Annotated in this window: 21 protein-coding genes and 1 tRNA gene; 10 read left to right on the top strand and 12 right to left on the bottom strand. The window is 69.0% G+C overall.

From position 1 onward, the window contains the following. The first annotated feature begins 14 nt into the window (after window positions 1-14). Window positions 15-1,478 carry a flavin monoamine oxidase family protein gene (locus tag Q9R02_RS07715; RefSeq protein ID WP_305996072.1) on the top strand — a complete coding sequence of 488 codons (1,464 nt, stop codon included), beginning with the start codon at window positions 15-17 and terminating at the stop codon, window positions 1,476-1,478. An 86-nt stretch (window positions 1,479-1,564) separates the two neighbouring features. Here Q9R02_RS07715 and Q9R02_RS07710 read toward each other — a convergent pair whose 3' ends face one another. Then, on the bottom strand, window positions 1,565-2,299 hold the full coding sequence (locus Q9R02_RS07710) for a DUF1648 domain-containing protein (protein ID WP_305996071.1): 735 nt from the start codon (window positions 2,297-2,299) through the stop codon (window positions 1,565-1,567). A gap of 145 nt (window positions 2,300-2,444) precedes the next feature. Here Q9R02_RS07710 and Q9R02_RS07705 point away from each other — a divergent pair, with 145 nt between their 5' ends. Beyond that, entirely contained in the window at window positions 2,445-2,942 is a 498-nt protein-coding gene (locus Q9R02_RS07705) for an META domain-containing protein (RefSeq protein ID WP_305996070.1), read from the top strand. Between the two features lie 111 nt (window positions 2,943-3,053). On the opposite strand, the gene Q9R02_RS07700 is transcribed toward Q9R02_RS07705, so the two are convergent. The 7 genes from Q9R02_RS07700 to Q9R02_RS07670 form a co-directional block, all read right to left on the bottom strand. Beyond that, window positions 3,054-4,706 (bottom strand): ABC transporter substrate-binding protein, encoded by a 1,653-nt coding sequence (locus Q9R02_RS07700; protein WP_305996069.1) that lies wholly within the window; start codon window positions 4,704-4,706, stop codon window positions 3,054-3,056. Window positions 4,707-4,719: 13 nt separating this feature from the next. Beyond that, window positions 4,720-5,529, bottom strand: coding sequence for an ABC transporter ATP-binding protein (locus tag Q9R02_RS07695; RefSeq protein ID WP_305996068.1), 810 nt, complete (start codon window positions 5,527-5,529; stop codon window positions 4,720-4,722). After that, window positions 5,526-6,545 carry an ABC transporter ATP-binding protein gene (locus Q9R02_RS07690; RefSeq protein WP_305996067.1) on the bottom strand — a complete coding sequence of 340 codons (1,020 nt, stop codon included), beginning with the start codon at window positions 6,543-6,545 and terminating at the stop codon, window positions 5,526-5,528. The genes Q9R02_RS07695 and Q9R02_RS07690 overlap by 4 nt, the downstream gene beginning before the upstream one ends. Then, on the bottom strand, window positions 6,542-7,411 hold the full coding sequence (locus Q9R02_RS07685; protein ID WP_305996066.1) for an ABC transporter permease: 870 nt from the start codon (window positions 7,409-7,411) through the stop codon (window positions 6,542-6,544). The genes Q9R02_RS07690 and Q9R02_RS07685 overlap by 4 nt, the downstream gene beginning before the upstream one ends. Then, window positions 7,408-8,430 (bottom strand): ABC transporter permease, encoded by a 1,023-nt coding sequence (locus tag Q9R02_RS07680; RefSeq protein WP_305996065.1) that lies wholly within the window; start codon window positions 8,428-8,430, stop codon window positions 7,408-7,410. Before Q9R02_RS07680 ends, Q9R02_RS07685 begins: the two co-directional genes overlap by 4 nt. Then, entirely contained in the window at window positions 8,427-10,079 is a 1,653-nt protein-coding gene (locus Q9R02_RS07675; protein ID WP_305996064.1) for an amidohydrolase, read from the bottom strand. Before Q9R02_RS07675 ends, Q9R02_RS07680 begins: the two co-directional genes overlap by 4 nt. Before the next feature lie 336 nt (window positions 10,080-10,415). Beyond that, window positions 10,416-10,488, bottom strand: a tRNA-Lys gene (locus tag Q9R02_RS07670). A 116-nt stretch (window positions 10,489-10,604) separates the two neighbouring features. Between Q9R02_RS07670 and Q9R02_RS07665 the strand changes: the two genes are divergently transcribed. The 3 genes from Q9R02_RS07665 to Q9R02_RS07655 all read left to right on the top strand — a co-directional run bounded on the left by Q9R02_RS07665 (window position 10,605) and on the right by Q9R02_RS07655 (window position 13,078). After that, window positions 10,605-11,246: a hypothetical protein gene (locus Q9R02_RS07665; RefSeq protein WP_305996063.1), complete on the top strand. Its 642-nt coding sequence runs from the start codon at window positions 10,605-10,607 to the stop codon at window positions 11,244-11,246. A 203-nt stretch (window positions 11,247-11,449) separates the two neighbouring features. Further along, window positions 11,450-12,067, top strand: a complete 618-nt coding sequence (locus Q9R02_RS07660) for a DUF47 domain-containing protein (RefSeq protein ID WP_305996062.1) — start codon at window positions 11,450-11,452, stop codon at window positions 12,065-12,067. After that, the gene (locus tag Q9R02_RS07655) at window positions 12,068-13,078 is read left to right on the top strand and encodes an inorganic phosphate transporter (RefSeq protein ID WP_305996061.1); all 1,011 of its coding nucleotides are present in this window, start codon (window positions 12,068-12,070) and stop codon (window positions 13,076-13,078) included. A 313-nt stretch (window positions 13,079-13,391) separates the two neighbouring features. Here Q9R02_RS07655 and pstB read toward each other — a convergent pair whose 3' ends face one another. From pstB to pstS, 4 genes are all read right to left on the bottom strand, one after another. Next, the gene (pstB, locus tag Q9R02_RS07650) at window positions 13,392-14,171 is read right to left on the bottom strand and encodes a phosphate ABC transporter ATP-binding protein PstB (protein WP_305996060.1); all 780 of its coding nucleotides are present in this window, start codon (window positions 14,169-14,171) and stop codon (window positions 13,392-13,394) included. Window positions 14,172-14,195: 24 nt separating this feature from the next. Further along, window positions 14,196-15,305, bottom strand: coding sequence for a phosphate ABC transporter permease PstA (pstA, locus tag Q9R02_RS07645; RefSeq protein ID WP_305996059.1), 1,110 nt, complete (start codon window positions 15,303-15,305; stop codon window positions 14,196-14,198). Window position 15,306: 1 nt separating this feature from the next. Beyond that, on the bottom strand, window positions 15,307-16,224 hold the full coding sequence (pstC, locus tag Q9R02_RS07640) for a phosphate ABC transporter permease subunit PstC (protein ID WP_425279234.1): 918 nt from the start codon (window positions 16,222-16,224) through the stop codon (window positions 15,307-15,309). A 135-nt stretch (window positions 16,225-16,359) separates the two neighbouring features. After that, on the bottom strand, window positions 16,360-17,478 hold the full coding sequence (pstS, locus tag Q9R02_RS07635) for a phosphate ABC transporter substrate-binding protein PstS (protein ID WP_305996057.1): 1,119 nt from the start codon (window positions 17,476-17,478) through the stop codon (window positions 16,360-16,362). Window positions 17,479-17,791: 313 nt separating this feature from the next. Between pstS and Q9R02_RS07630 the strand changes: the two genes are divergently transcribed. The 5 genes from Q9R02_RS07630 to disA all read left to right on the top strand — a co-directional run bounded on the left by Q9R02_RS07630 (window position 17,792) and on the right by disA (window position 22,978). Further along, entirely contained in the window at window positions 17,792-18,910 is a 1,119-nt protein-coding gene (locus Q9R02_RS07630; protein ID WP_342006891.1) for an FUSC family protein, read from the top strand. 33 nt (window positions 18,911-18,943) lie between these two features. Continuing rightward, entirely contained in the window at window positions 18,944-20,320 is a 1,377-nt protein-coding gene (gene radA, locus Q9R02_RS07625; RefSeq protein WP_305996056.1) for a DNA repair protein RadA, read from the top strand. A gap of 49 nt (window positions 20,321-20,369) precedes the next feature. After that, complete coding sequence (locus Q9R02_RS07620; protein WP_305996055.1) at window positions 20,370-21,104, top strand: MBL fold metallo-hydrolase; 735 nt, start codon at window positions 20,370-20,372, stop codon at window positions 21,102-21,104. Window positions 21,105-21,212: 108 nt separating this feature from the next. Next, window positions 21,213-21,668 carry an SRPBCC family protein gene (locus tag Q9R02_RS07615; RefSeq protein WP_305996054.1) on the top strand — a complete coding sequence of 152 codons (456 nt, stop codon included), beginning with the start codon at window positions 21,213-21,215 and terminating at the stop codon, window positions 21,666-21,668. Between the two features lie 233 nt (window positions 21,669-21,901). Continuing rightward, window positions 21,902-22,978 (top strand): DNA integrity scanning diadenylate cyclase DisA, encoded by a 1,077-nt coding sequence (gene disA, locus Q9R02_RS07610; RefSeq protein ID WP_305996053.1) that lies wholly within the window; start codon window positions 21,902-21,904, stop codon window positions 22,976-22,978. Window positions 22,979-23,162 lie beyond the last annotated feature (184 nt).

Raw genomic sequence — 23,162 nt, 5'->3', positions numbered from 1 at the left:
CGTTAGGACCGCCCGTGACCACGACTGACCCCACCACCCCCGAACCGCACGCCGGAAAGAAGGTGCTGGAGCGCGACGTCGTCGTCATCGGCGCCGGCATCTCCGGCCTCATGACCGCCCGCCGCCTGACACAGGCCGGGCGCAGCGTCGCCGTCCTGGAGGCCCGCGAGCGCGTGGGCGGCCGCACCTGGTCCGACACGATCGACGGCGAGTTCTTCGAAATCGGCGGCCAGTGGGTGTCCTCGGACCAGGACGCGCTCAAGGCCCTGCTGCGGGAGCTCGGCAAGGAGACCTTCCAGCGGTACCGCGAGGGCGACTCCGTCTACATCTCCCGCGACGGCGCGCGCCACACCTTCCAGGGCGACTTCCCGGTGGGTGAATCCACGCTGGCCGAGATCGACCGGCTGGTGGAAGCCCTGGACGAGCTGGCCTCGCAGATCGACGCCGCCGCGCCGTGGGAGCACCCACGCGCCGCCGAGCTGGACCGGATCCAGTTCAGCAGCTGGCTCCACTCCCTCTCCGAGGATGAGGAAGCCATCCGGATCGTGGACCACTACATCGCGGCCGGCATGCTCACCAAGCACTCCCACACCTTCTCCGTGCTGCAGGCCATGCTCATGGTGGCGTCCGCGGAGAAGTTCGAGCACCTCATCGACGAGGGCATCCTGCTGGACGAGCGCGTGGTGGGCGGCATGCAGTCCGTCTCCGAACAGATCGCCGCGGAACTGGGCGACGACGTGGTGCACCTCGGCACGCCGGTGCGGCGCCTCGAGTGGGCGGCCGGCGAGGAGGGGGCGGCAGCCGACGGGCAGCCGGGCCGGGTGACCGCCCACGGCGACCGGGTGACCGTGACGGCGCGCTTCGCCGTCGTCGCCGTCCCGCCGAACCTGTACTCCGCCATCGAGTACGTCCCCGCACTCCCCCGCCCGCGCCTGGTGGCGCACCAGCACCAGTCGATGGGCCTGGTCATCAAGGCGCAGGCCGCATACCCCACGCCGTTCTGGCGGGAGGACGGGCTGTCCGGGACCGGGTTCGCATCTCATGAGCGCGTCTGCGAGGTGTACGACAACACGGTGGCCGGGGACGAACATGGAATGATCGTGGGCTTCATCGTCGGCGAGCGCGCCGAGGATATCTGGGCCCTGCCGGAGGAGGAGCGCCGCCGGGCGGTGCTGGAATCCTTCGCCGCGTACTTCGGGGAGCAGGCGCTGGAGCCGATCGCGTTCTACCTCTCGGACTGGGGTTCCGAGGAGTGGACCCGCGGCGCGTACGCAGCCAGCTATGATCTGGGCGGCCTGAGCCGCTGGGGCCATCTGCAGAACGAGCCCGTGGGGCCGCTGTTCTTCGCCAGCTCCGACATCCAGGGCGCCGGCTACATGCACGTGGACGGCGGTGTCCGCATCGGCACGGACACGGCGGCCCGGTTGGACACGGCGTTCCGGGCGGCCGGCGTGGAGCCAGCGCTGCTGTCCGTCTGACGGAGCCCCTTTTCGCTGAGCTCGCTATCGAGGGTCTGAGATCGCTGCCGAACGTAGCGATCTCAGACCCTCAGCAGCGTGCTCGGTCATACGGCTTGGCTCAGGAGCAGCGCCACGGTCCCCACCAGGAACACCAGCAGCACACCGCCCAGCACCGCCCCTGCCGGATGGCCCAGATTCATGGTCCAACCCACCCCATAACGGCGTGGGACCAGGAACCTGGGGTTCTCCTTGTTCACGTAGAACACCTTGGCCTTCCAGTGGCCGTCATCGGTGGCGCTCAGGACGGACGGCGTGCCTTCGGGCCGCTCCCGTTCCAGACGGCCCCACTTCCGGAGGAAGCGCAGCAGCAGCACGGCCACCGCCACCAGGAGGAGCGCCCCGCCCACGGTGATGGTCCACGGCCGTTCCGGCAGCACCCAGGACGCCATGCTGATCCAGCACATCGAGGCGACAATGCAGAACATCAATTGCCCCAGCAGCGACGACCCCGATTCACGGGCCACCGTCAACCGCTGAGCGTCCCAGGCGGGATCCCCGGACGGGACTCCCCGAACCGGCATGGCCGGGATCACGAGGGTCAGAAGGACAATGAACAGCCCGGTCGCAGCTGCCATGATGAGCGGGCCGAACACACTCCACACGCTTTTGGCCGCAAAGCGGTCCGGCCGCCCATCGGCGCCCCAGTGCGTCGGCACGGTGGCCGGCAAGGAGGCATACACGCCGATCCCGACGGCCAGCGCCACGAGGATCAGCAGCCCGGCACCGGCGAGCCACCAGAAAGGAATCATCACCTTCGCGGTGCCTGGCGCTCGTTCCATGGTCATGTCTTTCCCCCGAATCCGCGGGCAGGGCTGCCCGACCGCCCCAGCTTATGCCCGCCGGAGCCCGGCCCTCGCCTTGGACCGGGCACTGACAAACGCCGCGCCACGGAGTAGATTTCCCCCATCGATCAAGGGGGAGATCATGAAGATTTCACGCCATCCACTCCGGGGCGCAGCCACCCGCTTCGCCATCCCGCTCCTGGCCGTTCCGCTGCTCGCCGGCTGCGGGGGCACGCCCGCCGGGCCCTCCAGCGCAACCCCGCCCCGCGCAGACTGCACCACCTTCACTCCCGACGCCCCCTGCGGTTCCTTCGCGAGCGTCGGAGGCACCACGGGAGGCAAGGACCTCACCTGGGCGGCCAAAGGCGCCGTCGTCGTCAAGCTCGAATCGGTGAGCGGCCAGCGGATGCTGTCCGTCCGGACCCCCTGCAATCCGCTCTCCGGGCCAGCCGATGTCACGGACGGTGTGCTGACGGTCAAAGAGCTGGCGTCGGGGGCCATGGGCTGCGCCGGGGAGAACTCCGCGCAGGAGAAGTGGGTGACGGACCTGCTGCACAAGCCGGTCACCCTGAAGTACGACGCCGGTAAGCTCACCTGGAGCAACGGCGAGGACTCGCTGGTGTTCGCACCGCAGTCGTGAGCAGCGCGGCGATGAAGGAGCGGACACTACAAGGCCCCGGGACCGCCACGGTCCCGGGGCCTTGCTGTCACGGCTCGCCCTCCCCAGTGCGGCCGGGCCTGTGGGGCGGGATTACTTGGTGCCGCCCAGGTGTGCCGCCCACGGGTAGTAGACGTAGGCGAAGGACGCCGGGGCACCGCTGATCCGGTTGTTCATCCAGACGTTGTTGTGGAGCTCCACGCCCGGGAACATCGGGTTCATCTCATCGTTGAGCTTCTTCTCCACCTGGGACACCAGCTTGGCGCGCTCGGTCGTGTCCTGGGTGGCCCGGGCCTGGGCGAACAGGGTGTCGATCCCGCTGTAGCCGGACTGGTTGAACGTGCCGCCGGTCACCGCGGTGGTGGCCAGCCAGTCCAGCGGGTTGGGGATGCCCGGCCAGAACTGGGTGTAGAGCAGATCGGTGTTCCCGCGGGTGGCCGGGTCATACAGGTAGTTCGAGTAGCCGGTGGCCGGCACCACGTTGAGCTTGAACTTCAGGCCGATCTTGTCCGCGGCGTCCTTGATGGAGACGCCCAGTTGCTGGGTCTCGGCCTGCGCCGGGACCACCAGGCTGATCTCCTGGGCCTTCACGTCCGCGGGGACATTCGCCAGCAGGGCCTTGGCCTTGTCGATCTGGGCGGTTCCGTCGGCGGGGACGGAGTCAGCCAGCTTGTTGAGCTCATCCTTGGCGAAGCCGAAGGCCGACGGCGGGGTCTGCAGCTTGCTGGGGACGCCGAGGCCGCCATAGACCTGGGTGCCGATGCCCTTCCAGTCGATCGCCATCTGCAGTGCCTTCCGGACGTCGGCGTTCGCCATGGCGCCCTTCGGGTTGGCGACCACCAGCGTGGTCTCCAGGGGCCCCGGGCCCTCGTAGTACTTTCCGGCGGAGGAGGCCTTCAACTGGGTCAGACCGGAGGTGGGGACGTTGTAGGTGCCGTCGATCTGACCGGCGAGCAGGCCGGAGGTGATCGCGTTGTCATCCGTGAGGAAGGTGAAGTCGATCTGCTTGACCTTGGGCTTGAGGTCCTTGTTCCAGTAACCGTCGTACTTCGTCGCGGAGATCGACTGGCCCTGCGTCCACTTGCTGAACTGGTAAGGGCCCGTGCACATCAGTCCGGTGTCCGGGGCGCCGAACTTCTTGCCGGCCTTCTCATGGAAGGCCTTCTCCACCACCACTCCGGCGGAGCTGGCCATCTCCTCGTTGAAGAGGTAGTCCGGCTTGCTCAGCTTCACGGTGACCTGGTGTTCGCCGGTCTTCGCCACGGAGGCGACGTTGACGTACAGGTAGTTGGAGAAGGACGTCTTGTCCGTCAGGTTCAGGCTCAGGCTGTAGGCGACGTCGTCCGCGGTCATCGGCTTGCCGTCCCAGAAGGTGACGTCATCGCGCAGATCGTAGACCCAGGTCAGCGGGTCCGGGTTGGTGAACGCCTTCGCCAGGCCCGGCTGGATCTTGAACTCCGGGGTCTGCTGGAGCAGGTTCTCACACATGTTCGAGTTGATCATGTTCGGCGTGTAGTCCGCCGCGTGGTATGGGTCCACGGTCTGGGGTTCGCCCTCGAAGACGTTCCAGATGATCTTGTCGACGTCGCCGTTGCCGGCGGGGCTGAAGGTGGTCAGCCCGCCGCCCGCCGCCGTCGTGGACTGGACTGCCTTGCTGCTGCAACCGGCGAGCGCCGCGACGGCGATCAGGCCGGCGGCCAGCGCCGCGCTGCCGCGCCGCAGGCCGGGGGAGGTTGAGATGTGCATGTGCTGCTCCTGATCAGGATCGGGTGGTGCTGAGGGCGGGGTCCCAGCCGTCGCGCGGCACGCTGTCGCGCAGCAGGCGGGTGTAGGGATGTTGCGGCGCGTCGAGCACGGCGGCGGTGCTGCCGTGCTCGACGACGGCGCCGTGGCGCATGACGATCGTGTCGTCGCACACCTGGCGGATGACCGCGAGGTCGTGGCTGATGAACAGGTAACTCACGCCACGCTCCTCACGGATGTCGGAGAGAAGGTTGAGGATCTGCGCCTGAATGGAGACGTCCAGGGCGGAGACGGCCTCGTCGAGGATGAGGATCTCCGGCTCGGCGGCGAGCGCCCGGGCGATCGCGACACGCTGCCGCTGGCCTCCCGAAAGGGCCTTGGGCAAGGAATTGAGCTGCCGCTCGTCCAGGCCCACGAGTTCCCCGAGTTCCCGGACCCGTCGCTTGGTCTCCTCTCGGTCCAGGCGGAAGTGCACGCCGAGCACCTCGGCCAGGCAGTCGCCGATCCGCTGACGGCGGTCCAGGGAGGTGTACGGGTCCTGGAAGACGATCTGGATGTTCCGGCCGCGCTCCCGCAGCTCCTTCACCCCGCGCGCCGGCTGGGTGCGGTCCTGGCCCTTGAACAGGATGCGGCCCTCGCTGGGCGCCTCCAGGCCGATGATCATGCGGGCCGTGGTGGTCTTGCCGGAACCGGACTCCCCCACGATGCCCAGGGAGCCACCTTCGGCGAGCTGGAAGCTCACATCGGCCACGGCGGTGGTCTGGTGGCGGCCCTTGCCGAAGCGCTTGCCGAGATGCTCGACGGCGAGCAGCGGGGTGGTGTTCACGGCGTGACCTCCTGGGTGGTTCCGGCGGCGGCCAGCAGGCTGCCGTGCAGCTCCGGCATGCGGACGCAGCGGCTGTCGCCCTGCTCCCCGATCCGCAGCAGCGGCGGGACGGACACGCGGCAGGCGTCCTGGGCGAAGGCGCAGCGTGGCGCGAAGGCGCACCCGTCCGGGGCCTCGTACGCCGTCGTCGGGTGTCCTGGGAGGGCGGGCAGACGGCCTGCGCGCCGCTCGATCTCCGGGCGGGCCCGCACCAGGGCGGCCGTGTACGGGTGGAGTGGGTCCCGGTGGAGGCGGGAGGCCTGCTGCCGCTCCACCACCTGGCCGGCGTAGAACACGATCGTGTCGTCGCAGACCGAGCTGGCAAGTTCCAGGTCGTGGGTGATGAAGAGCATGGCCATGCCGTATTCGGACTGCATGCGCTTGAGGATCACCATGACCTCCGCCTGAGTGGTGACGTCCAGGGCCGTGGTGGGCTCATCCGCCAGGATCAGCCGCGGCTTCACGGCCACCGCGGCGGCGATCATGACGCGCTGCAGCAGCCCGCCGCTGAGCTCATGCGGGTACTGGCGCAGGCGCTGCTCCGGGTTGTGGATGCCCACTTCGGCGAGGAGTTCGACGGCGCGCGCCTCGGCCTGCTTCTTCGGCATCCTCTGGTTGGTGCAGAGGGCCTCGGTGAGGAAGTCTCCGATGCGGCGCACCGGGTTGGTGTGGGCGCGGGCGTCCTGGAAGATCATGGACACATCCCCGGCGCGGTACTTCCGCAGGGCCTCGCCGCGCAGGTCGAACACCTCGGTGCCGTCGAAGCGGACGTGGCCGGTGACGTCGGCGCCGGGCGGCAGGAGCCGGGCGATGGTGCGCACGGTCATGGACTTGCCGGAGCCGGACTCTCCCACCAGGCCCAGGGCCTTGCCGGGTTCCAGCTCGAAGGAGACGTCCTTCAGGACGGTCCGCATTTCGCCGGCCACCGGGAGTTTCACGGTGAGGGAGTCGACGGAGAGGAGAGACATCGCGGTCATGAGAGCGCCTCCGAACGTTCGGTGAGCCGGTCGCCGAGCACATTGACGGCGGCGACCGTGATGACGATGAGCGCACTGGCGAACAGCGCCTCATCCGGGAAACCCTGCAGGATCCCGGACATGCCGGTGCCCACCATGGCGCCCCAGTCCGGCGTCGGCGCCTGAACGCCCAGGCCGATGAAGGACAGCCCGGCCAGGTCCATCAGGGCGAAGCCGAAGGCGAGCGTGGCGTTGGCGACGATCAGCCCGGAGATGTTGGGCAGGATGTGCTTGAGCGAGATGAGCACGCCGTGCACGCCCTGCACACGCAGAGCCGCGACGTAGGGCAGATTGCGTTCCCGCAACGCGGCGCTGCGCACGATCCGGCCGATGTACGGGATGTAGGCGATGGACAGGGCGGCCACCGCGGCGGTCAGGCCGGAGCCGAACAGGGCCGTGGCCAGAATGGCCAGGAGGAGCCCGGGGAAGGCGAACACGGCGTCCATGACGCGGACGGAGACCTGGTCGAACCAGCCGCCGAACCACACCGCGGCCAGGGCCAGGGACGTTCCGAGGATGGTGGAGACCAGCACCACCAGGAAGGGGCCGGTCAGGGCGGTCCGTGAGCCGTCCACCAGGCGGGCGAACAGATCCCGGCCGTTGGCGTCGGTGCCCAGCAGGTGGGCGGCCGACGGGTTCTGGTAGGCCTCGGAGAGGCTGACCGCGTTGGGATCCACGCTGTTCAGCAGCGGCCCGACGGCGGCGATGAGGACGATGAGGACCAGGGCGCCGACGGCGGTCCAGCCGGAGAGCCCGAGGGCCCCGGTGCGGCGCATCCGGCGCGCGGTGCGGGCGACCATGCGCCCTTCGGCGGCGAGGGCGGTCATGAGGCGGTCCTTCCGAGGGAGACCCGCGGGTCCAGGAGCGAATAGAGGAGGTCGATGACGGTGTTCAGCACGATGAACGAGGCCACGTACACCATGCAGATGGCCTGGACCACGGGGAAGTCCTTCTGCTGAACGCTGGAGACCAGGAACTGGCCGAAACCGCCCAGCTGGAACACCTGCTCCACCACCACGGACCCGGCGATCAGGCCCGCGATGGTCAGGCCGGCCACGGTCAGCACCGGCATGGCGGCGTTGCGGATGACATGACGGCGGACGATGAACCGGCGGGCCAGGCCGCGGCTGATGGCGGTCTGCACGTGGTCCGAGGAGAGCTCCTGGCGGATGGCGGCCTGGGACAGCCGGGCCACGAACGCCACGGAGGCCAGCGCCAGGCCGAGGGCCGGGAGGACCATGTGATAGACGGCGTCCAGGCCCGGGGAGCCCGCGCCGAACACGGGGAACCAGCCCAGGTTCACGGCGAAGACGAGGATCAGGATCACGGCGGCCACGAAGGTCGGGACGGCCATGGTGGCGGTGGCGACGGCCATGACGGAGCGGGACAGGAAACCCGGCTTGAGCCCGGCGAAGACGCCGATGGCCAGACCGAACACCAGCACCATGACGGCGGCCATGACCACCAGCAGGAGCGTGGACTGCATGCGGGTCTCCAGGAGGGCGCCCACCGGCTGGTTGTAGATGATCGAGGTGCCGAAGTCGCCGTGCAGCACCCCGCCGAGCCAGCGGAGATACTGCATCCAGAGCGGGTCGTCCAGGTGGTACTGGGCCTTGAGCTGGGTGATCGCGTCCGGGGTCATGGAGCGGCCGTGGGTGAGGAAGGTCAGCGGATTGCCCGGGGCCAGGTACAGGGAGCCGAACACCACCAGGCTGGCGACGAAGAGAGTGGCGAGCAGCCCCGCGACGCGCTGCGCGACGAACTTCGCCACCGCCTTGCCGGACTCACCGCGCGGGGCGGGCTTCGGCGTCGTCGTACTTGCGGGAGCCGCGTCCTGCGCGCTCATGCCGTGACCCTGTCCGCGGCCGCCTCGTGGACGGTGCGGCCGCCGACGACGGTGCGCACCACACGCGTCTGCAGCAGTTCGTCGACGGGGCCGGTGAACACGTCCCGGTCCAGGACGATGAAGTCGGCGTGCAGGCCGGCGGCCAGGCGGCCGTAGGCGTGCTCGGCGCGGCAGGCCCAGGCGGCGTCGCGCGTGGCGTGCTCGACGGCGTCGGCGAGGGGCAGCGCGTAGTGCGGGAGGTTGGGCTCCAGGCCGGGTTCCAGGGCGGAGCGGCGGGTCGCGGCGATGAACATATTGGGCAGCGGGGCCTGCGGCGAGGTGGGCGAGTCGGTGCCGAACACCAGGGGTGCGCCGGCGTCGGTCATCTCGGGCCAGGGGAAGCCGCGGTCCACGCGCTCGTCGCCCAGCTGGCGGCGCCAGTTCTCCTGGATGGCGGGGTCCGAGTGGACGGGCTGCATGCTGGCGGTGATGCCGAGGGCGGCGAGGCGTTCGATGTCCGCGGCCTCCACGACTTCGAGGTGCTCGATCCGGTGGCGGCGCTCGGCGGGCCCGTTGGCCGCGACGGCGTGCTCGACGGCGCCGATCGCGATGCGCACGGCCTCGTCGCCGATGGCGTGCATGGCCACCTGAAGGCCGGCGGCGTCGGCGGCCGCGACCACGGGGGCGAGCTCGTCCAGGCTCCAGATGGGTGCGGCGCTGCTGCCGTCCGCGTAGGGGGCGCCGAGGGCGGCGGTGCAGCCGTCCACGGTGCCGTCGATCATGACCTTGACGCCGGTGACGCGCAGCCACTCGGAGGAGTGCCCGGCGGCGAGCTCCGCGGCGCGGTTCACCTGGGCGAGGTTGTCCTCGAGGTTCCCGGTGGGCTGGACGCGCCAGTGGGCGGCGATGCGGGCGGTCAGGGTGCCGGCGGCGTCGGCGCGCAGCATGGCGGCGAGGTCGCCCTCGTCCAGGGCCATCTCGGTGCTGGCGGTGACGCCGATCTCCCGGTAGCTGGCGAGGGCGGCGGCCAGGGCGGCGTCGCGGTCCGCGTCGGTGACGGCGTCGTCCAGCTTCGGCCAGACGAGGCGGTGCATGGCGGTCTCATCCACGTAGCCGGTGGGCTGCCCGTCCGGGTCCTTGTGGACGGAGCCGCCGGGCGGGGAGACGGTGTGCTCGTCGATGCCGACCTCGGCCAGCGCCGCGGTGTTGAGCCAGATGGAATGGAAGTCGTAGGTCTGGGCGTAGACCGGGCGGTCCGCGACGACGGCGTCCAGCTGGGCGCGGTGCGGCATGCCACCGGGGATGGCGCCGTGGTTCCAGCCGTGGGCGCGGATGACGGTGGCCTCGGGGTGCGCGGCGGCCCACTCGCCGATGCGGCGCTGGATCTCGGCGACGTCGTTGGCGCCCCAGAGGTCCACTTGGGTGGCGGCCTCTCCGGTGCCGACCACGTGGGCGTGGCCGTCGACGAAGCCGGGGAGGACGGTGCCGCCGTCGAGGTCGATCTCGGTGGCGGCCTGCGCGCCGGCCGCAGCGGCACCTGCGGCCAGGCGGCGGGCCGTGGCGAGGGAACCGGTGTAGACGATGCGCCCGTCACGGACGAGGAGTGCCTCGGCCCATCGCCGCTTGTCCGCGGTGAAGAACCGGGCGTTCCAATACAGTTCGGATGACAACGCGCTCTCGCTTTCCTTCGGGTCCTGCTGCCGGCACGGACTGTGATCTGTCTCACGACTGCCGTGCTCTGCCCAAGAATCTAGGGAAGTAAAATGTTTTACTCAAGAGGCTGCCGAGATTTATTTCTCAGGTGATCAATAAGAGGTCTGGTGCAGCGGGTGTGAGGTGCGCGGCCCGGCTCACGGCCCAGCCGGGTTTCCCCAGGTCCACGGACGTTCCCCGGCGCTGTGGCGGCGGGGAACGTCCACATGGGCGGGGAAAGTGGCACGGGTGGTGTTTGCTGTCCGGGCAACGCAAAAGCCCCGGAGCCGACGGCTCCGGGGCTTCGTGAAGAGTGGGCCCTGAGGGGATCGAACCCTCGACCTATGGATTAAAAGTCCACTGCTCTACCAACTGAGCTAAAGGCCCTCCTGTCCCAGCTGGGACGGCACTACTCTACCGCAGCCCCGGCCGCCGTCGTCGCGGATTTCCACATACCAGCCCAGGCAGTTCCGCGCCGCCCCCACCAGGCGTAGCGTAGGCACATGAGCGAGAACCAGGGGGCCCCGCGCCCCCGCAGGCCAAAGCCCTTCGCGCCTATCGACTTCGAGCCGTTCGCCGGCGGCGCCGATCCCGCGCGCGTTTCCGAGGCCGCCCATCTGGCGGCCCACGCACTGGTCAAACACGGCCGGGCCGCGGACGATCCCGAGGTCACCAAGCGCCTGGTCAAGCTCGCGGATAAGCAGGGCATCGAGGTCATCGCCGAGCTCTGGGCCGAAAGTCCCGCGCATTCGCTCCCCGGCGCCCTCTGGCGGCTCTACGCCCTCCGCACCGCCATCGTCCAGGACCCGGACCGCATGGCGCTCTACTTCAACGCCGGCAAGGAAGGCGCGCAGGTCTCACACATCGTCGCCGGCGCCGCCGAGCCTCCCGGAGCGGACGAGATCCGCCACATGTCGGACGCCATCCTTTCCGGCGCGTTCGACGGCGAGTTCGACGTCGCGCTGGAGCGTTTCGCCGCGTTCTGCCGCGTGATCGCGCTCGGCCAGGCGCGCCTGGCGGACGCCGCGGACCTGTCCAACGAGGCCAATGGGAGCAAGCTGACGAACGACTCCCACCGCCTGGTGCGCACCGCGGACGACCTCGAATTCTCCGCGCAGGCCTGGCGGAACGGGCACTTGGACTAACCACTCTCCCGGCCGTCTGTCAATGTTGACTCCGGACCCCGGAGGGTGAAAACTGAACTTGGTGTCGGGCCGCGAAACCCCCGGGCTTCAACAATTCGCCGCTTCGAGCGGCCTACCGCCGAGAGGCGTATCCGGTCCGGCACCATCATCACGTTGGCGTGAACGCCCTTAGACCCTCCGCCAGCCAAGGACACCGGTAGACCGTGAAACTCAGCCTCTTCCCGCAGGAGACTGCAGGCCTCAAACTTCTCACTGAGCTGGCTCGCCAGGTGGTCCTCGGCGCAGGAACCCTCTCAGAACTCCTCGGAGCCCCCGCAGCGGACTTCGAGCGTCTGGTCGAGGAGATGCACGAGCACGAGGGTGAGTCGATGAACATCCACTACCGGCTCCTGACCCACATGCGGACCAGCTTCATCAACACCCTCCCACGCGAGGACATGTTCACCCTCTCCCGGTACCTCAACGACGCCATGGAGAAGCTGGACGGCGCCGCCGAGCTCATCGCCCTCTACAAGCTGGAGCGCCTCACCCGCCGGGCCGCGGACCAGCTGGAGATCATCACCCGCCAGGCCGAACTCACGGTGGACGCCATGCGCCGCCTGGACAATCTGGACGAGCTGGAGGACTACTGGATCGAAATCCTCCGCCTCGCCAAACGCGCCGAGCGCTCTCACCGGGTGTGGGTGGCGGAGATGCTCCAGGACATGAAGTTCGCGCAGTACATCCGGCACCGCGACGTCGCCAACCAGCTGGTGGAGGTCACCAAGGACATGCGCCGCGTCGCCACCGCCGTGGGGGCGATCATCGTCAAGGAATCCTGAGTGATCCCCGTCTTCCTGACTGCGACCGTCCTGCTGACGGCCGTGTTCACCTTTCTCAACGGCTTCCGTGATGTCTCCTCCGCGGTCGCCTTCGCAGTCCGCTCCCGCGCCCTGACCGCCAGCGTCGCGGTCCTCCAGGCGGCCCTGTTCAACCTGATCGGCGTCGTCCTGGCCTTCCCCGTCGCCGCCGCCGTCGGCACCGACTGGATGCACCTGCCCTCCGGGACGTCCGGGCTGAGCCTCCTGGTCTCCGCTCTGGCCTCCGGGATCGTGTGGAACATCCTCACCTGGTGGAAGGGCATGCCGTCCTCCTCCACCCACGCCCTGTTCGGCGGGCTCTTCGGCGCAGGCCTCGCCGCGACCCTCAAGGGCGGCAACGACATCCCGCAGGCCGCAGACGCCCTCTGGACCGCCGTCGGGCTCCCCCTCCTCGTCTCCCCCGTGGCCGCCTTCGTCCTGTCCTATGCGCTCGTCTGGCCCGTCATGTGGATCGCCCGCAACATCCAGCCGAGCGTGGTCAACCGGCGCTTCCGCCGCGCTCAGGCCATCACCGCCGGCGCGGTGGCGTTCGGCCACGGCCTGCAGGACGGGCAGCGCACCTTCCTGGTCATGCTGGCCGCGCTCCTCGCGGCCGGTTACGACGACGGTCAGTCGCTCGCGCCGATGCTGGTGGCCCTGGTCGCGGGCGCCATGACGGTGGGCACCCTCTTCGGCGGCTGGCGGATCTCCCACACGCTCGGCCACCGCATGATCCGAGTGGACCCCCTGCGCGGTTTCGTGACCCAGGCGGTCGGCTTCGCCCTGCAGTTCGCCGGTGCCATCGGCCTGGGCTGGCCCATCTCCACCACCCACACCATGACGGCCGGCATGTGGGGCGCCGGAAGCAACCAGCGCTTCCCGGAGACCAACCGCAAGGTCATGATCCGCATCCTCGGCTATTGGGTGGCCACCCCGCTGGCCACCGTCGCCATGGCCTTCATCGTGCAGATGGCCCTCACAGCGCTGCTCTGAGCCCCTTCGTCCGCGGCCCCGTCCGCCTGCTCCTCCGCGGCCTCCTCCCGTGAAACAGCGGGTTTCAGCTGAAACAGTGGTCTAAACCCACTGTTTCAGCGGAGGGGCCCACAGCGGCGAGGGGCCCGGGCCGAGCGAAGCGAGGCCTGGGAGCCGCTGGGGACCACTGTCTCGGCACAGCCCACAGCCCGCCGCGCGACGTCGTCCCCATCCGCCCCCAGGTACGCGAAAGCCCCCAGCCTGATCATGGATGGGGGCTTCCGGACCTCCTGAGGGAGGATGCCCGCCGGGGAAGGGCCCGGCGGGAGTCTGATCACCCGAAGCGGCCGGAGACGTAGTCCTCGGTCGCCTTCTGGCTCGGGTTGTTGAAGATGGTGCTGGTCTCGGCGAACTCGATGAGCTTGCCCGGCTTGCCGGTGCCCGCGATGTTGAAGAACGCCGTCTTATCGGACACACGGGCGGCCTGCTGCATGTTGTGGGTCACGATGACCACGGTGTAGGAGTCCTTGAGCTCATTGATCAGGTCCTCCACCGCCAGGGTCGAGATCGGGTCCAGCGCGGAGCAGGGCTCGTCCATGAGCAACACGGCCGGCTCCACCGCGATGGCCCGGGCGATGCACAGACGCTGCTGCTGGCCACCGGAAAGGCCGGAACCCGGCTTGTCCAGACGGTCCTTGACCTCGTTCCACAGGTTGGCGCCCTGCAGCGACTTCTCCACCAGGGCATCGGCCTCGCCCTTGGAGATCCTCTTATTGTTCAGCTTCACGCCGGCCAGCACATTGTCCCGGATGGACATGGTGGGGAACGGGTTGGGGCGCTGGAACACCATGCCGATGTTGGAACGGACCGTCACCGGGTCCACGCCTGCACCGTAGATGTCCGCACCGTCCAGCAGCACCTCACCCTTGGCGTAGGCGCCCGGGATGACCTCGTGCATGCGGTTCAGGGTCCGCAGGAAGGTGGACTTGCCGCAGCCGGACGGGCCGATGAAGGCCGTGACCGACTTGGCCTCGATGTTGATGTTGACACCCTCCACGGCCAGGAAATTGCCGTAGTAGACGTTCAGGTCCTTGACGTCGATGCGCTTGCTCATTGCGTGGTTCCTTCGAAAGTTTCTCTAACGGCCTTTTTTGGGGGCGAAAATACTGGCGATCAAGCGGGCGATGAGATTCAGCAGCATCACCAGGATGATCAGCACCAGAGCGGCGCCCCAGGCGCGCTGATCCGACGGGCCCGGGTTGGAGGGCGAGGTCGGGTTGAGGATCTGGGTGTAGATGAACGTGGGAAGGGAGGCCATCCAGCCGCCGAACACGTTGTTGTTGATGGCGGTGGCGAAGCCGGCGGTCACCAGGATGGGCGCGGTCTCACCGATCACGCGGGCGATCGCCAAGGTGACACCGGACGCGATGCCGGAGATCGCCGTCGGGATCACCACCTTGAGAATGGTGCGCCACTTGCGCACGCCCAGGGCGTAGGCAGCCTCGCGGAGCTCGTTCGGCACGATCTTCAGCATCTCTTCGCTGCTGCGCACCACCACGGGGATCATGAGCACGGAGAGCGCGACGGCGGCGACGGCACCGGTCTTGGTGCCGGGCCCCATGACCAGGAAGAAGAACGCCGCGGCGAACAGACCGGCCACGATCGACGGGATGCCGGTCATGACGTCCACGAAGAAGGTGATGGCCTTGGCCAGCGGGCGGTCGTTGCCGTACTCCACCAGGTAGACGGAGGTCAGCAGGCCCACTGGCACGGAGATGATGGTGGCCACCGCGGTGATCTGCACGGTGCCGATGAGGGCGTGGTAGACGCCGCCCAGGACCTTGGTGCCGTTCTCCACGGCCCGGTTGTCCGCCGCACCCGTCACGCCGTTCATGGACGTGCCCAGGAAGCCCGGCGTCAGCAGGCCGGGGATGCCGTTCACCAGCGCGGTCCAGATGACGGAGACGAGCGGCAGGACCGCGATCAGGAAGGAGCCCACCACCAGGCAGGTGGCCAGCTTGTCCTTGGCCTTGCGGGCGCCTTCCACGGCCCCGCTCCAGGCCACCAGGCCCACGGTGAACAGCACGGCGGTGAAGATGCCCCAGCCGAAGGCGTTGAAGCCGATCAGGTTGATGAGCGCGGCGCCCAGGACCAGGGCGACGCCCAGCACGGCCCAGGGGGCGTACTTGGGCAGCTGGCCCTTGGTGAGATGGGAACGACGGCGCGTGGGAGTCATGGTCGCGGTCATGTCAGTTGGCCCCCGAGAATTCCTTGTGCTTGGTGATGATCCACCGCGCCACCATGTTGACGGCCAGCGTGATGACGAACAGGACCAGACCGGCGGCGATCAGCGTGTTCACCTGGACCCCGGAGGCTTCCGGGAAGTTCAGGGCGATCTCCGCCGCGATGGTCTGGTTGCCGCTCTGAATCAGGCTGGCGGTGAGGGCGCCGGAGGAGAGCACCAGGGCGACGGCCATGGTCTCGCCGAGCGCGCGGCCCAGGCCGAGCATGACGGCGCTGATGATGCCCGGGCGGCCGAACGGCAGGACGGCCATGCGGACCATCTCCCAGCGCGTGGCGCCGAGGGCCAGGGCGGCCTCCTCGTGCAGCTTGGGGGTCTGCAGGAAGATCTCCCGGGACAGGGAGGTGATGATCGGCAGGATCATCACAGCCAGCACAATGGCGGCGGTGAGGATCGCCTTGCCGGTGGCGGAAGCCGGTCCGGCGAAAATCGGGATCCAGCCCAGATTGGCGGCCAGCCAGGCGTAGCCCGGTGCGATCGCCGGGGCCAGGAAGGCGGCACCCCAGGCGCCGTACACCACGGACGGGATGGCTGCCAGGAGGTCGATGACGTAACCCAGGCCGGAGGCCAGACGGCGCGGCGCGTAGTGGGAGATGAAGAGTGCCACCCCGATGGCCACGGGCGTGGCGATGACCAGGGCGATGGCGGCGGCGATGAGCGTGCCGATGACGATGGGCGCGATGTAGGCCCAGAATCCGGCGCCGCCCTGGATGTCGGCGGGCTTGGCCACGAGGGCCGGGAAGGCCTGGACCACCAGGAAGGCGGCCACGCCGAACAGGACGAGGAGGATGAGGATTCCGGCGCCCATGGCGGTGCCGGAGAAGACCTTGTCGCCGGCCCGTCCTGAGGCCGAAGATCCGGTCATGGTGCTGCTGCTCACTAAACTGCCCTTCCAGTCAGTGGGTTTTCCCGCCCGGCCGGTTCGCCGGAAGCGGGTGGATACCGGAAGGTTCCCGTCCGGCGGATGCCGGGCGGGAACCAACCGGTCAGCTCAGGATGATCAGCCCTGAACCTTGATGCCTGCGATGGCGGCCTGCGCCTTCGTCTGGAGAGCCTTGCTCAGCGGAGCGGACTTGGCGGCGTCGGACGCGGCCTGCTGGCCGGCGTCGCTCACCACGTAGTTCTCGAACGCCTTGACGAGGTCCACGGTCGCCTGATCCTTGTAGGTGGAGCAGACGATGTGGTACGAGGCCAGGGTCAGCGGGTAGGCCGTGGCGTCGGTGCTCTTGCGGTCGATCGTCATGGACAGGTCACCCTGGGCGCGGCCGGCCACGGCCTTGCCGGACTCGACGGCCTTGGCGGCGCCGTCGGCGGTCGGCTTGACGAAGGTGTCGCCCACCTTGATGGAGGCCACACCGAGCTTGCCGGAGACGGCGGAGTCATCCGCGTACACGATGGCGCCGGGGGTGTCGGTGACGGTCTTGACCACGCCGGAGGTGCCCTTGGCGTTCTCACCCTTGAGGGAGGACGGCCACAGGCCGCCGGCCTTGTCGGTCCACACGGTGGAGGCCGCGGCGCTCAGGTACTGGGTGAAGTTGGTGGTGGTGCCGGAGTCATCGGAGCGGTGCACGGGGGTGATCTTCAGGCTCGGCAGGGTCACACCGGAGTTCAGCGCGGCGATGGCCGGGTCGTTCCAGGTGGTGATCTGGCCGCGGAAGATCTTGGCCAGCGTGTCGGCGTCGAGCTTCAGCTCCTTGACGTCCGGCAGGTTGAAGGCCACGGCGATCGGGGAGATGTACACCGGGATGTTGATGGCGCCGTCGGGGCCGCACTTGGCCTTGGAGGAGGCGTACTCGTCGTCCTTCAGGTAGGCGTCGGAGCCGGCGAACTGGGCGGAGCCGTCCAGGAGGGCCTTGCGGCCGGCACCGGAGCCGTCCGGGGAGTACTGCACGTTCGCGCCCTGGTTGGCGCCGGAGAAGCCGGTCTTCCAGGCGTCCATGGCGGCGCTCTGGGAGGTGGCGCCGACGCCGGTCAGGGTGCCCGTGACCTTGGGGCCGCTGCTGGCCGGGGCGGAGTTCTGGGTGCCGGTGGCGTTATCGGAGCCACACGCGGTCAGCGCGAGAGCGCCTGCTGCGACAACTGCGAGTGCCGCGTGGCGGCCGAAGCGGAGAGCCTTCACTTTTGTTCCCTTTCAGGGTTCCTGATTTCGCGCCGGCCAGGTTCAAAGCGCCGGCACCTCCTGGGTGCCCTGCGGTCCGCCGACGATCACGTACGTTTTTCTGTACCTTCAACGAAGTTAGGGAGCGCAGGTAACGGGATCCGTGGTTAAAAGTGAACGGAGGGTTAACCGGCCATGGACTCTGCGTGACATCTGCCCGGGTCTCATTGCGTTCGCCGGATCTCAGCCGTAATGACACTTACTGAACCCACACCGAACTCCCAGTGAACGGCGGAGCGGCCGCGCGCCGTCGTCGGCCATTAAGCTGAAGAGCATGATGCGCGTGTCGTCGTTTGGCAAAGAGCTGAAGGAGCGCGCCACCACCGGTGCCATCCGGGCCCGGGAGTCCCTCGTGCCGGCCCTGCAGATGACGCTCTGCGCCGTCGCGGCCTATTCCTTCTCCGAGTTCGTACTGGGCCATGTGGGACCGCTGTTCGCAGCCACCTCCTCCCTCATCGCCTTGGGCTTCGCCCGCGGTACCAAACTCCGCCGCGTGCTGGAGGTGGGCATCGGCTGCACGCTGGGCATCGTGGTGGGAGAGCTCTTGCGGCTCTGGCTCGGATCGGGGATCTGGCAGGCGGCGATCGTGCTGCTGTTCTCCATCCTCCTGGCCCGCTTCCTGGACAGCGGGGTCATCTTCGTCACCCAGCTGGGCCTGCAATCGGTCCTGGTGGTGCTGCTTCCCGTGCCACCGGGCGGCCCGTTCACCCGCAGCATGGACGCCGTGGTGGGCGGCACCTTCGCCCTCCTGGTGGCGTTCCTGACGCCGCGGGACCCGCGCGAGGAACCGCGCGTGGAGCTCCGCGCCCTGATGCAGCAGACCGCCGAAGTGCTGCGCGAATGCGGCAAGGCGCTCATGGAGAGCGACTCCACCCTGGCCTGGCACGCCCTGGTCCGCGCCCGGAACTGCCAGCCGCAGCTGGACGCCCTGCGCCTGACCCTGCGCGCCTCGGATGAGGTGACCACCATGTCCCCGCTGTACCGGCGGCACCGTTCCGAGGTGTCCCAGCTGGGCGACGCCGTGGAGTTCCTGGACCTGGCCCTGCGCAATTGCCGGGTGTTCGCCCGGCGCCTGACCAGCGCCATCAACCACGCCGCCCTCAGCGATGACGCCACGCACAGCATCGCGGAAGTGCTGCTGGAGACCGCGGACGCGGTGGACGTCATGGCCATCGGCTATGCGGGCGACGACGGACGCGGACGCGACTCCGCGCTGCGCAGCGCCCGGCATGATCTGGCCGCCCTCAGCACCCGCCTGCACCCGCGCCTGCTGGGCGTGAACCGGCTGGAGGGCGAGACCGTGGTCATGCTGTTCCGGCCGCTCATGGTGGACCTTCTGGAGACCGCGGGCGTGGAGGCGTCCGAGGCGCGGGACTACCTGCCGGATCTGTAATTCGTGTCAGACCCCGCCGATAGGCTTGGGGGCATGGCAGGCAAGACCGCCCGGGGCAGCAAGGCACCCGGCTACAAGTGCAGCGAATGCGGCTGGACCACCGTCAAGTGGGTGGGCCGCTGCGGTGAGTGCCAGGCGTGGGGCACCGTCACGGAGACGGGCACCACGGTGGCGCGTACGACGGCGGCCGCCACGGTTCTGGAGCCCGCCCTCCCCATCGCGTCGGTGGACGCCGCCGCGGCGGCTTTCCTGGCCACCGGCGTCGACGAGCTGGACCGCGTGCTGGGCGGCGGGCTGGTGCCCGGGGCCGTGATCCTGCTGGCCGGCGAGCCGGGCGTGGGCAAGTCGACCCTGCTGCTGGACGTGGCCGCGCGCTTCGCCAGGACCGGGCAGGACGTCTTGTACGTCACGGGCGAGGAGTCCGCGGCCCAGGTGAAGCTCCGTGCGGAGCGGATCGACGCCGTGGCGGACACCCTCTACCTGTCCGCCGAGACGGATTTGTCCCAGGCCCTGGGCCAGGTGGAGCGCGTGTCTCCCCGCCTCCTGGTGGTGGACTCCGTGCAGACGCTCAGCAGCCCGGAGGTGGAAGGGTCCGCGGGCGGCGTCTCCCAGGTCCGGGAGGTGGCCGCGTCCCTCATCGCGGCGGCCAAGAAGAGGAACATGACCACGCTGCTGGTGGGGCATGTGACCAAGGACGGTTCCATCGCGGGTCCCCGGCTGCTGGAACACCTGGTGGACGTGGTGTGCCAGTTCGAGGGCGAACGCCACTCCCGGCTGCGCCTGATCCGGGCCGTGAAGAACCGCTATGGTCCCACGGATGAAGTGGGCTGCTTCGATCTGAACGAGGACGGGATCGTGGGCCTGGCGGACCCGAGCGGGCTGTTCGTGTCCCGGACCAAGGAGCCCGTGTCCGGTACGTGCATCACCGTGACGCTGGAGGGCCGGCGGCCCCTGGTGGCCGAGGTCCAGTCCCTGCTGGCTACGTCCTCCAACGCCCAGCCGCGGCGGGCCACGAGCGGGCTGGACTCCTCCCGTGTGGCGATGCTCCTGGCGGTGCTGCAGCAGCGCGCCGGCTGCCAGCTGCACAAGGACGACTCCTATGTGGCGACGGTGGGCGGCGTGAAGCTGAGCGAGCCGGCCACGGACCTGGCCGTGGCGCTGGCGGTGGCCTCGGCCAAGGCCGGCAAGGCGCTCTCCAGCCGGCTCATCGCGTTCGGCGAGGTGGGCCTGGCCGGCGAGGTGCGCCCCGTGCCGGGCATCAACAAGAGGATCCAGGAGGCCAGCCGCCTGGGCTTCACGCACGCCGTGGTCCCTGCAAGCCCCAACGGGCCCGGCCCGGTCCCGGCCGGATTCACGGTCAAGGAAGTGGAGCACCTGGCACAGGCGCTGGAGCTGCTGTTCCATGGCTGAATGGCGTGACTCTGCAGACGATTCCAGCACTGAAGAAAGGCGGAAGGCCATGAGCTCTCCCGACATCTCCGAGACCACGCCCGGAGTCTTCCTGGTCCGCGGAGCCTCCGCCAATTGGGTGATCATCAAAGACGCGGACGGCCCGGCGTTCACACTCATCGACAGCGGGTATCCGGGTGATTTCCCGCTGCTCCTGGAGTCGTTCGCCCGGCTGGGCCTGAAGCCGTCCGACTGCACGGCCCTTCTGGTGACGCACGGGCACGTGGACCACATCGGCGGCGCGGCCCGGCTGTCCGCGGAGTACGGCGTCCCCGTGTGGTGCCACGAGGCGGAGGAGGCCAATCTGGTGGGTCCGCGCCGGGAGCAGGTCACCTTCGGGCAAGTCCTGGGCCAGCTCGTGCGGCGGAAGGTCCGGAACTGGCTGCGCATGGTGATCAGCCTGGACGCACTCAAGCCTCTGTCCGTCACACCGGCCCGGACCTTCTCCGACGGCGATGTCCTGGACGTCCCGGGCCGGCCCACGGTGATCCACTGCCCCGGGCACACCTCAGGCTCGGCGGCGTTCCTCCTCGGCACCGCTTCCGGCCGCGTCCTGATCAGCGGCGACACCCTGGTGAGCGACCACGAGCTCCTCTCCGGCCCCGTCCAGGCTCAGCTCCTTCCCGCCTTCTTCACCCACGATCACGACGGTGTCCGCCGGAGTTTCGAGCAACTCAGCTCCCAGCCGGTGGATGTGATTCTGCCGGGCCACGGCCCGGCCCTGCGCCCCTCCCGTTCCGGTTGAGTGCTCAGTTGTGGTGGCTTGCGGGGGCGGAAAGTCACCACAACTGAGCAGTCAACGAACACCGTCACCGCTCCCACTGACCCCGGAACCACCGACAAGGAGAAACCTATGACTGAGAACACCTGGACCCCGGACAACGCCCTGATCAGCCACGAACTCGCAGAGACCTCAGTGCGGCTCGCCCGCCGCTTCCCGCACCCCGTCACACGCGTCTGGGAGGCCCTCACCGCTCCGGATCTCCTGGCCCGCTGGTGGGTCCCCGGCGACATCGCACCGGTGACGGGTCACCGCTTCACCCTGGACATGGGCGCCTGGGGCCCGCAGCAGTGCGAAATCCTTCACGTCGAGCCTGGCGTCTCACTCCGCTTCCTCTTCGCCAAGGACGTCCTGGACACCACCGTGACCTGGACGCTGGAAGCCATCGACGGCGGCACCGTCCTGCACCTGGAGCACGCGGGCTTCACACTGGACTCCCCCATGGGCAAGCAGGCCTACAACGGCATGGGCAACGGCTGGCCCGCCGTCGTCGGGCGTCTGGATGCTGTCCTCGCCGGCACCGCCTGACGCGCACACCGGCGGGAGGGTGCGAAAGCCGCTCTCCCGGCGTTGGGGCATGTGGCACTTTTCATGCTGTTCCGCGAGGGTCCGGATGGCCCATTTTGCGGCGTCCTGATGCGGATTTCGCGCTTCCCAGACCCTATGATGGTCACAGCCGCGAAAGGTGCACTTCGCGCCACCGGGCGCAGGCACTTCAGAACCGCCCATCACGGGAGCGGCACGGAAGGGGAACGCCACTCATGGCCCGCACACCTGAAGAGACGCTGCGGGCGACGCTTTCCCGCGTCGCCCCGGGAACCGCATTGCGGGATGGCCTGGAACGCATCCTCCGCGGCCGCACCGGTGCCCTGATCGTCCTCGGCTCGGACAAGACGGTGGAGTCCATCTGCTCCGGCGGCTTCGAGATCGGCATCGAATTCTCCCCCACGCGCCTGCGGGAGCTGGCCAAGATGGACGGCGCCATCGTCTGCGACAAGGACGCCAGCAACATCATCCGGGCCGGTGTCCAGCTGGTCCCGGACTCCAGCATCGAGACGTCCGAATCGGGCACCCGGCACCGTACCGCGGAACGGGTGGCCAAGCAGACCGGCTTCCCGGTGATCTCAGTGAGCCAGTCCATGCAGATCATCGCCCTCTACGTCAGCGGCCTGCGCCACGTCCTGGAGGGCTCCGAGAAGGTCTCCGCCCGTGCCAACCAAGCCCTGGCCACCCTGGAGCGTTACCGCTCCCGCCTGGACCAGGTCACCGCCGCCCTCTCCTCCCTGGAGATCGAGGCCATGGTGACCGTGCGCGACGTCGCCGTCACCCTGCAGCGCCAGGAGATGGTCCGGCGCATCTCGGAGGAGATCTCCCAGCTGGTCCTGGAGCTCGGCGTGGACGGCCGCCTCCTGGCCCTGCAGCTGGACGAGCTGACGGCCGGACGCGGCCCCGGCAGTGAGGTGATCCTGCGGGATTACGCCGGACCGGACGCGAGCGCCGAGGACATCGAGCACGCGGCCCACCTGCTGCGGGAACTGAGCGCACAGGACCTCGTGGACCCGCACCGGATCGCGGCGATCATCTCCGGTGCCGGCGGCGAGGCGTCACCGGACGCCGTCGTCGAGCCGCGTGGTTACCGCCTGCTGTCCGGGCTGAAGGCCGTCCCCGGCGCCGTCGCGGACCGCCTGGTGGACCACTTCGGTGGGCTCCAGTACCTCATGGCGGCCACCATCGAGGACCTCATGGAAGTGGACGGCATCGGCGAGCAGCGCGCCCGCAGCGTGCGCGAGGGCCTGTCCCGCATGGCGGAGTCGAGCCTGCTGGACCGCTACATCTGACGCTGGGAGTGCGTGGGTGGGCCCACACGCACGAGGGCCCCGAGCTGAGCGAAGCGAAGCTTGGGAGTGCGTGGGGATCACCCCAGCTGGAAGATCGCCTTCGGGCTGGTCACCTGGCCCAGGGTGGCCTGGAAGACGTATGTGGCCCCGCCGGCGCCTGGCACCGCGGAGACCACCTTGCAGC

The organism is Arthrobacter horti (assembly GCF_030731045.1).
Classification (GTDB): domain Bacteria; phylum Actinomycetota; class Actinomycetes; order Actinomycetales; family Micrococcaceae; genus Arthrobacter_E; species Arthrobacter_E nanjingensis.
Note: the sequence above shows the minus strand (reverse complement) of the source record. Positions and strands in the feature narration are given on the sequence as shown.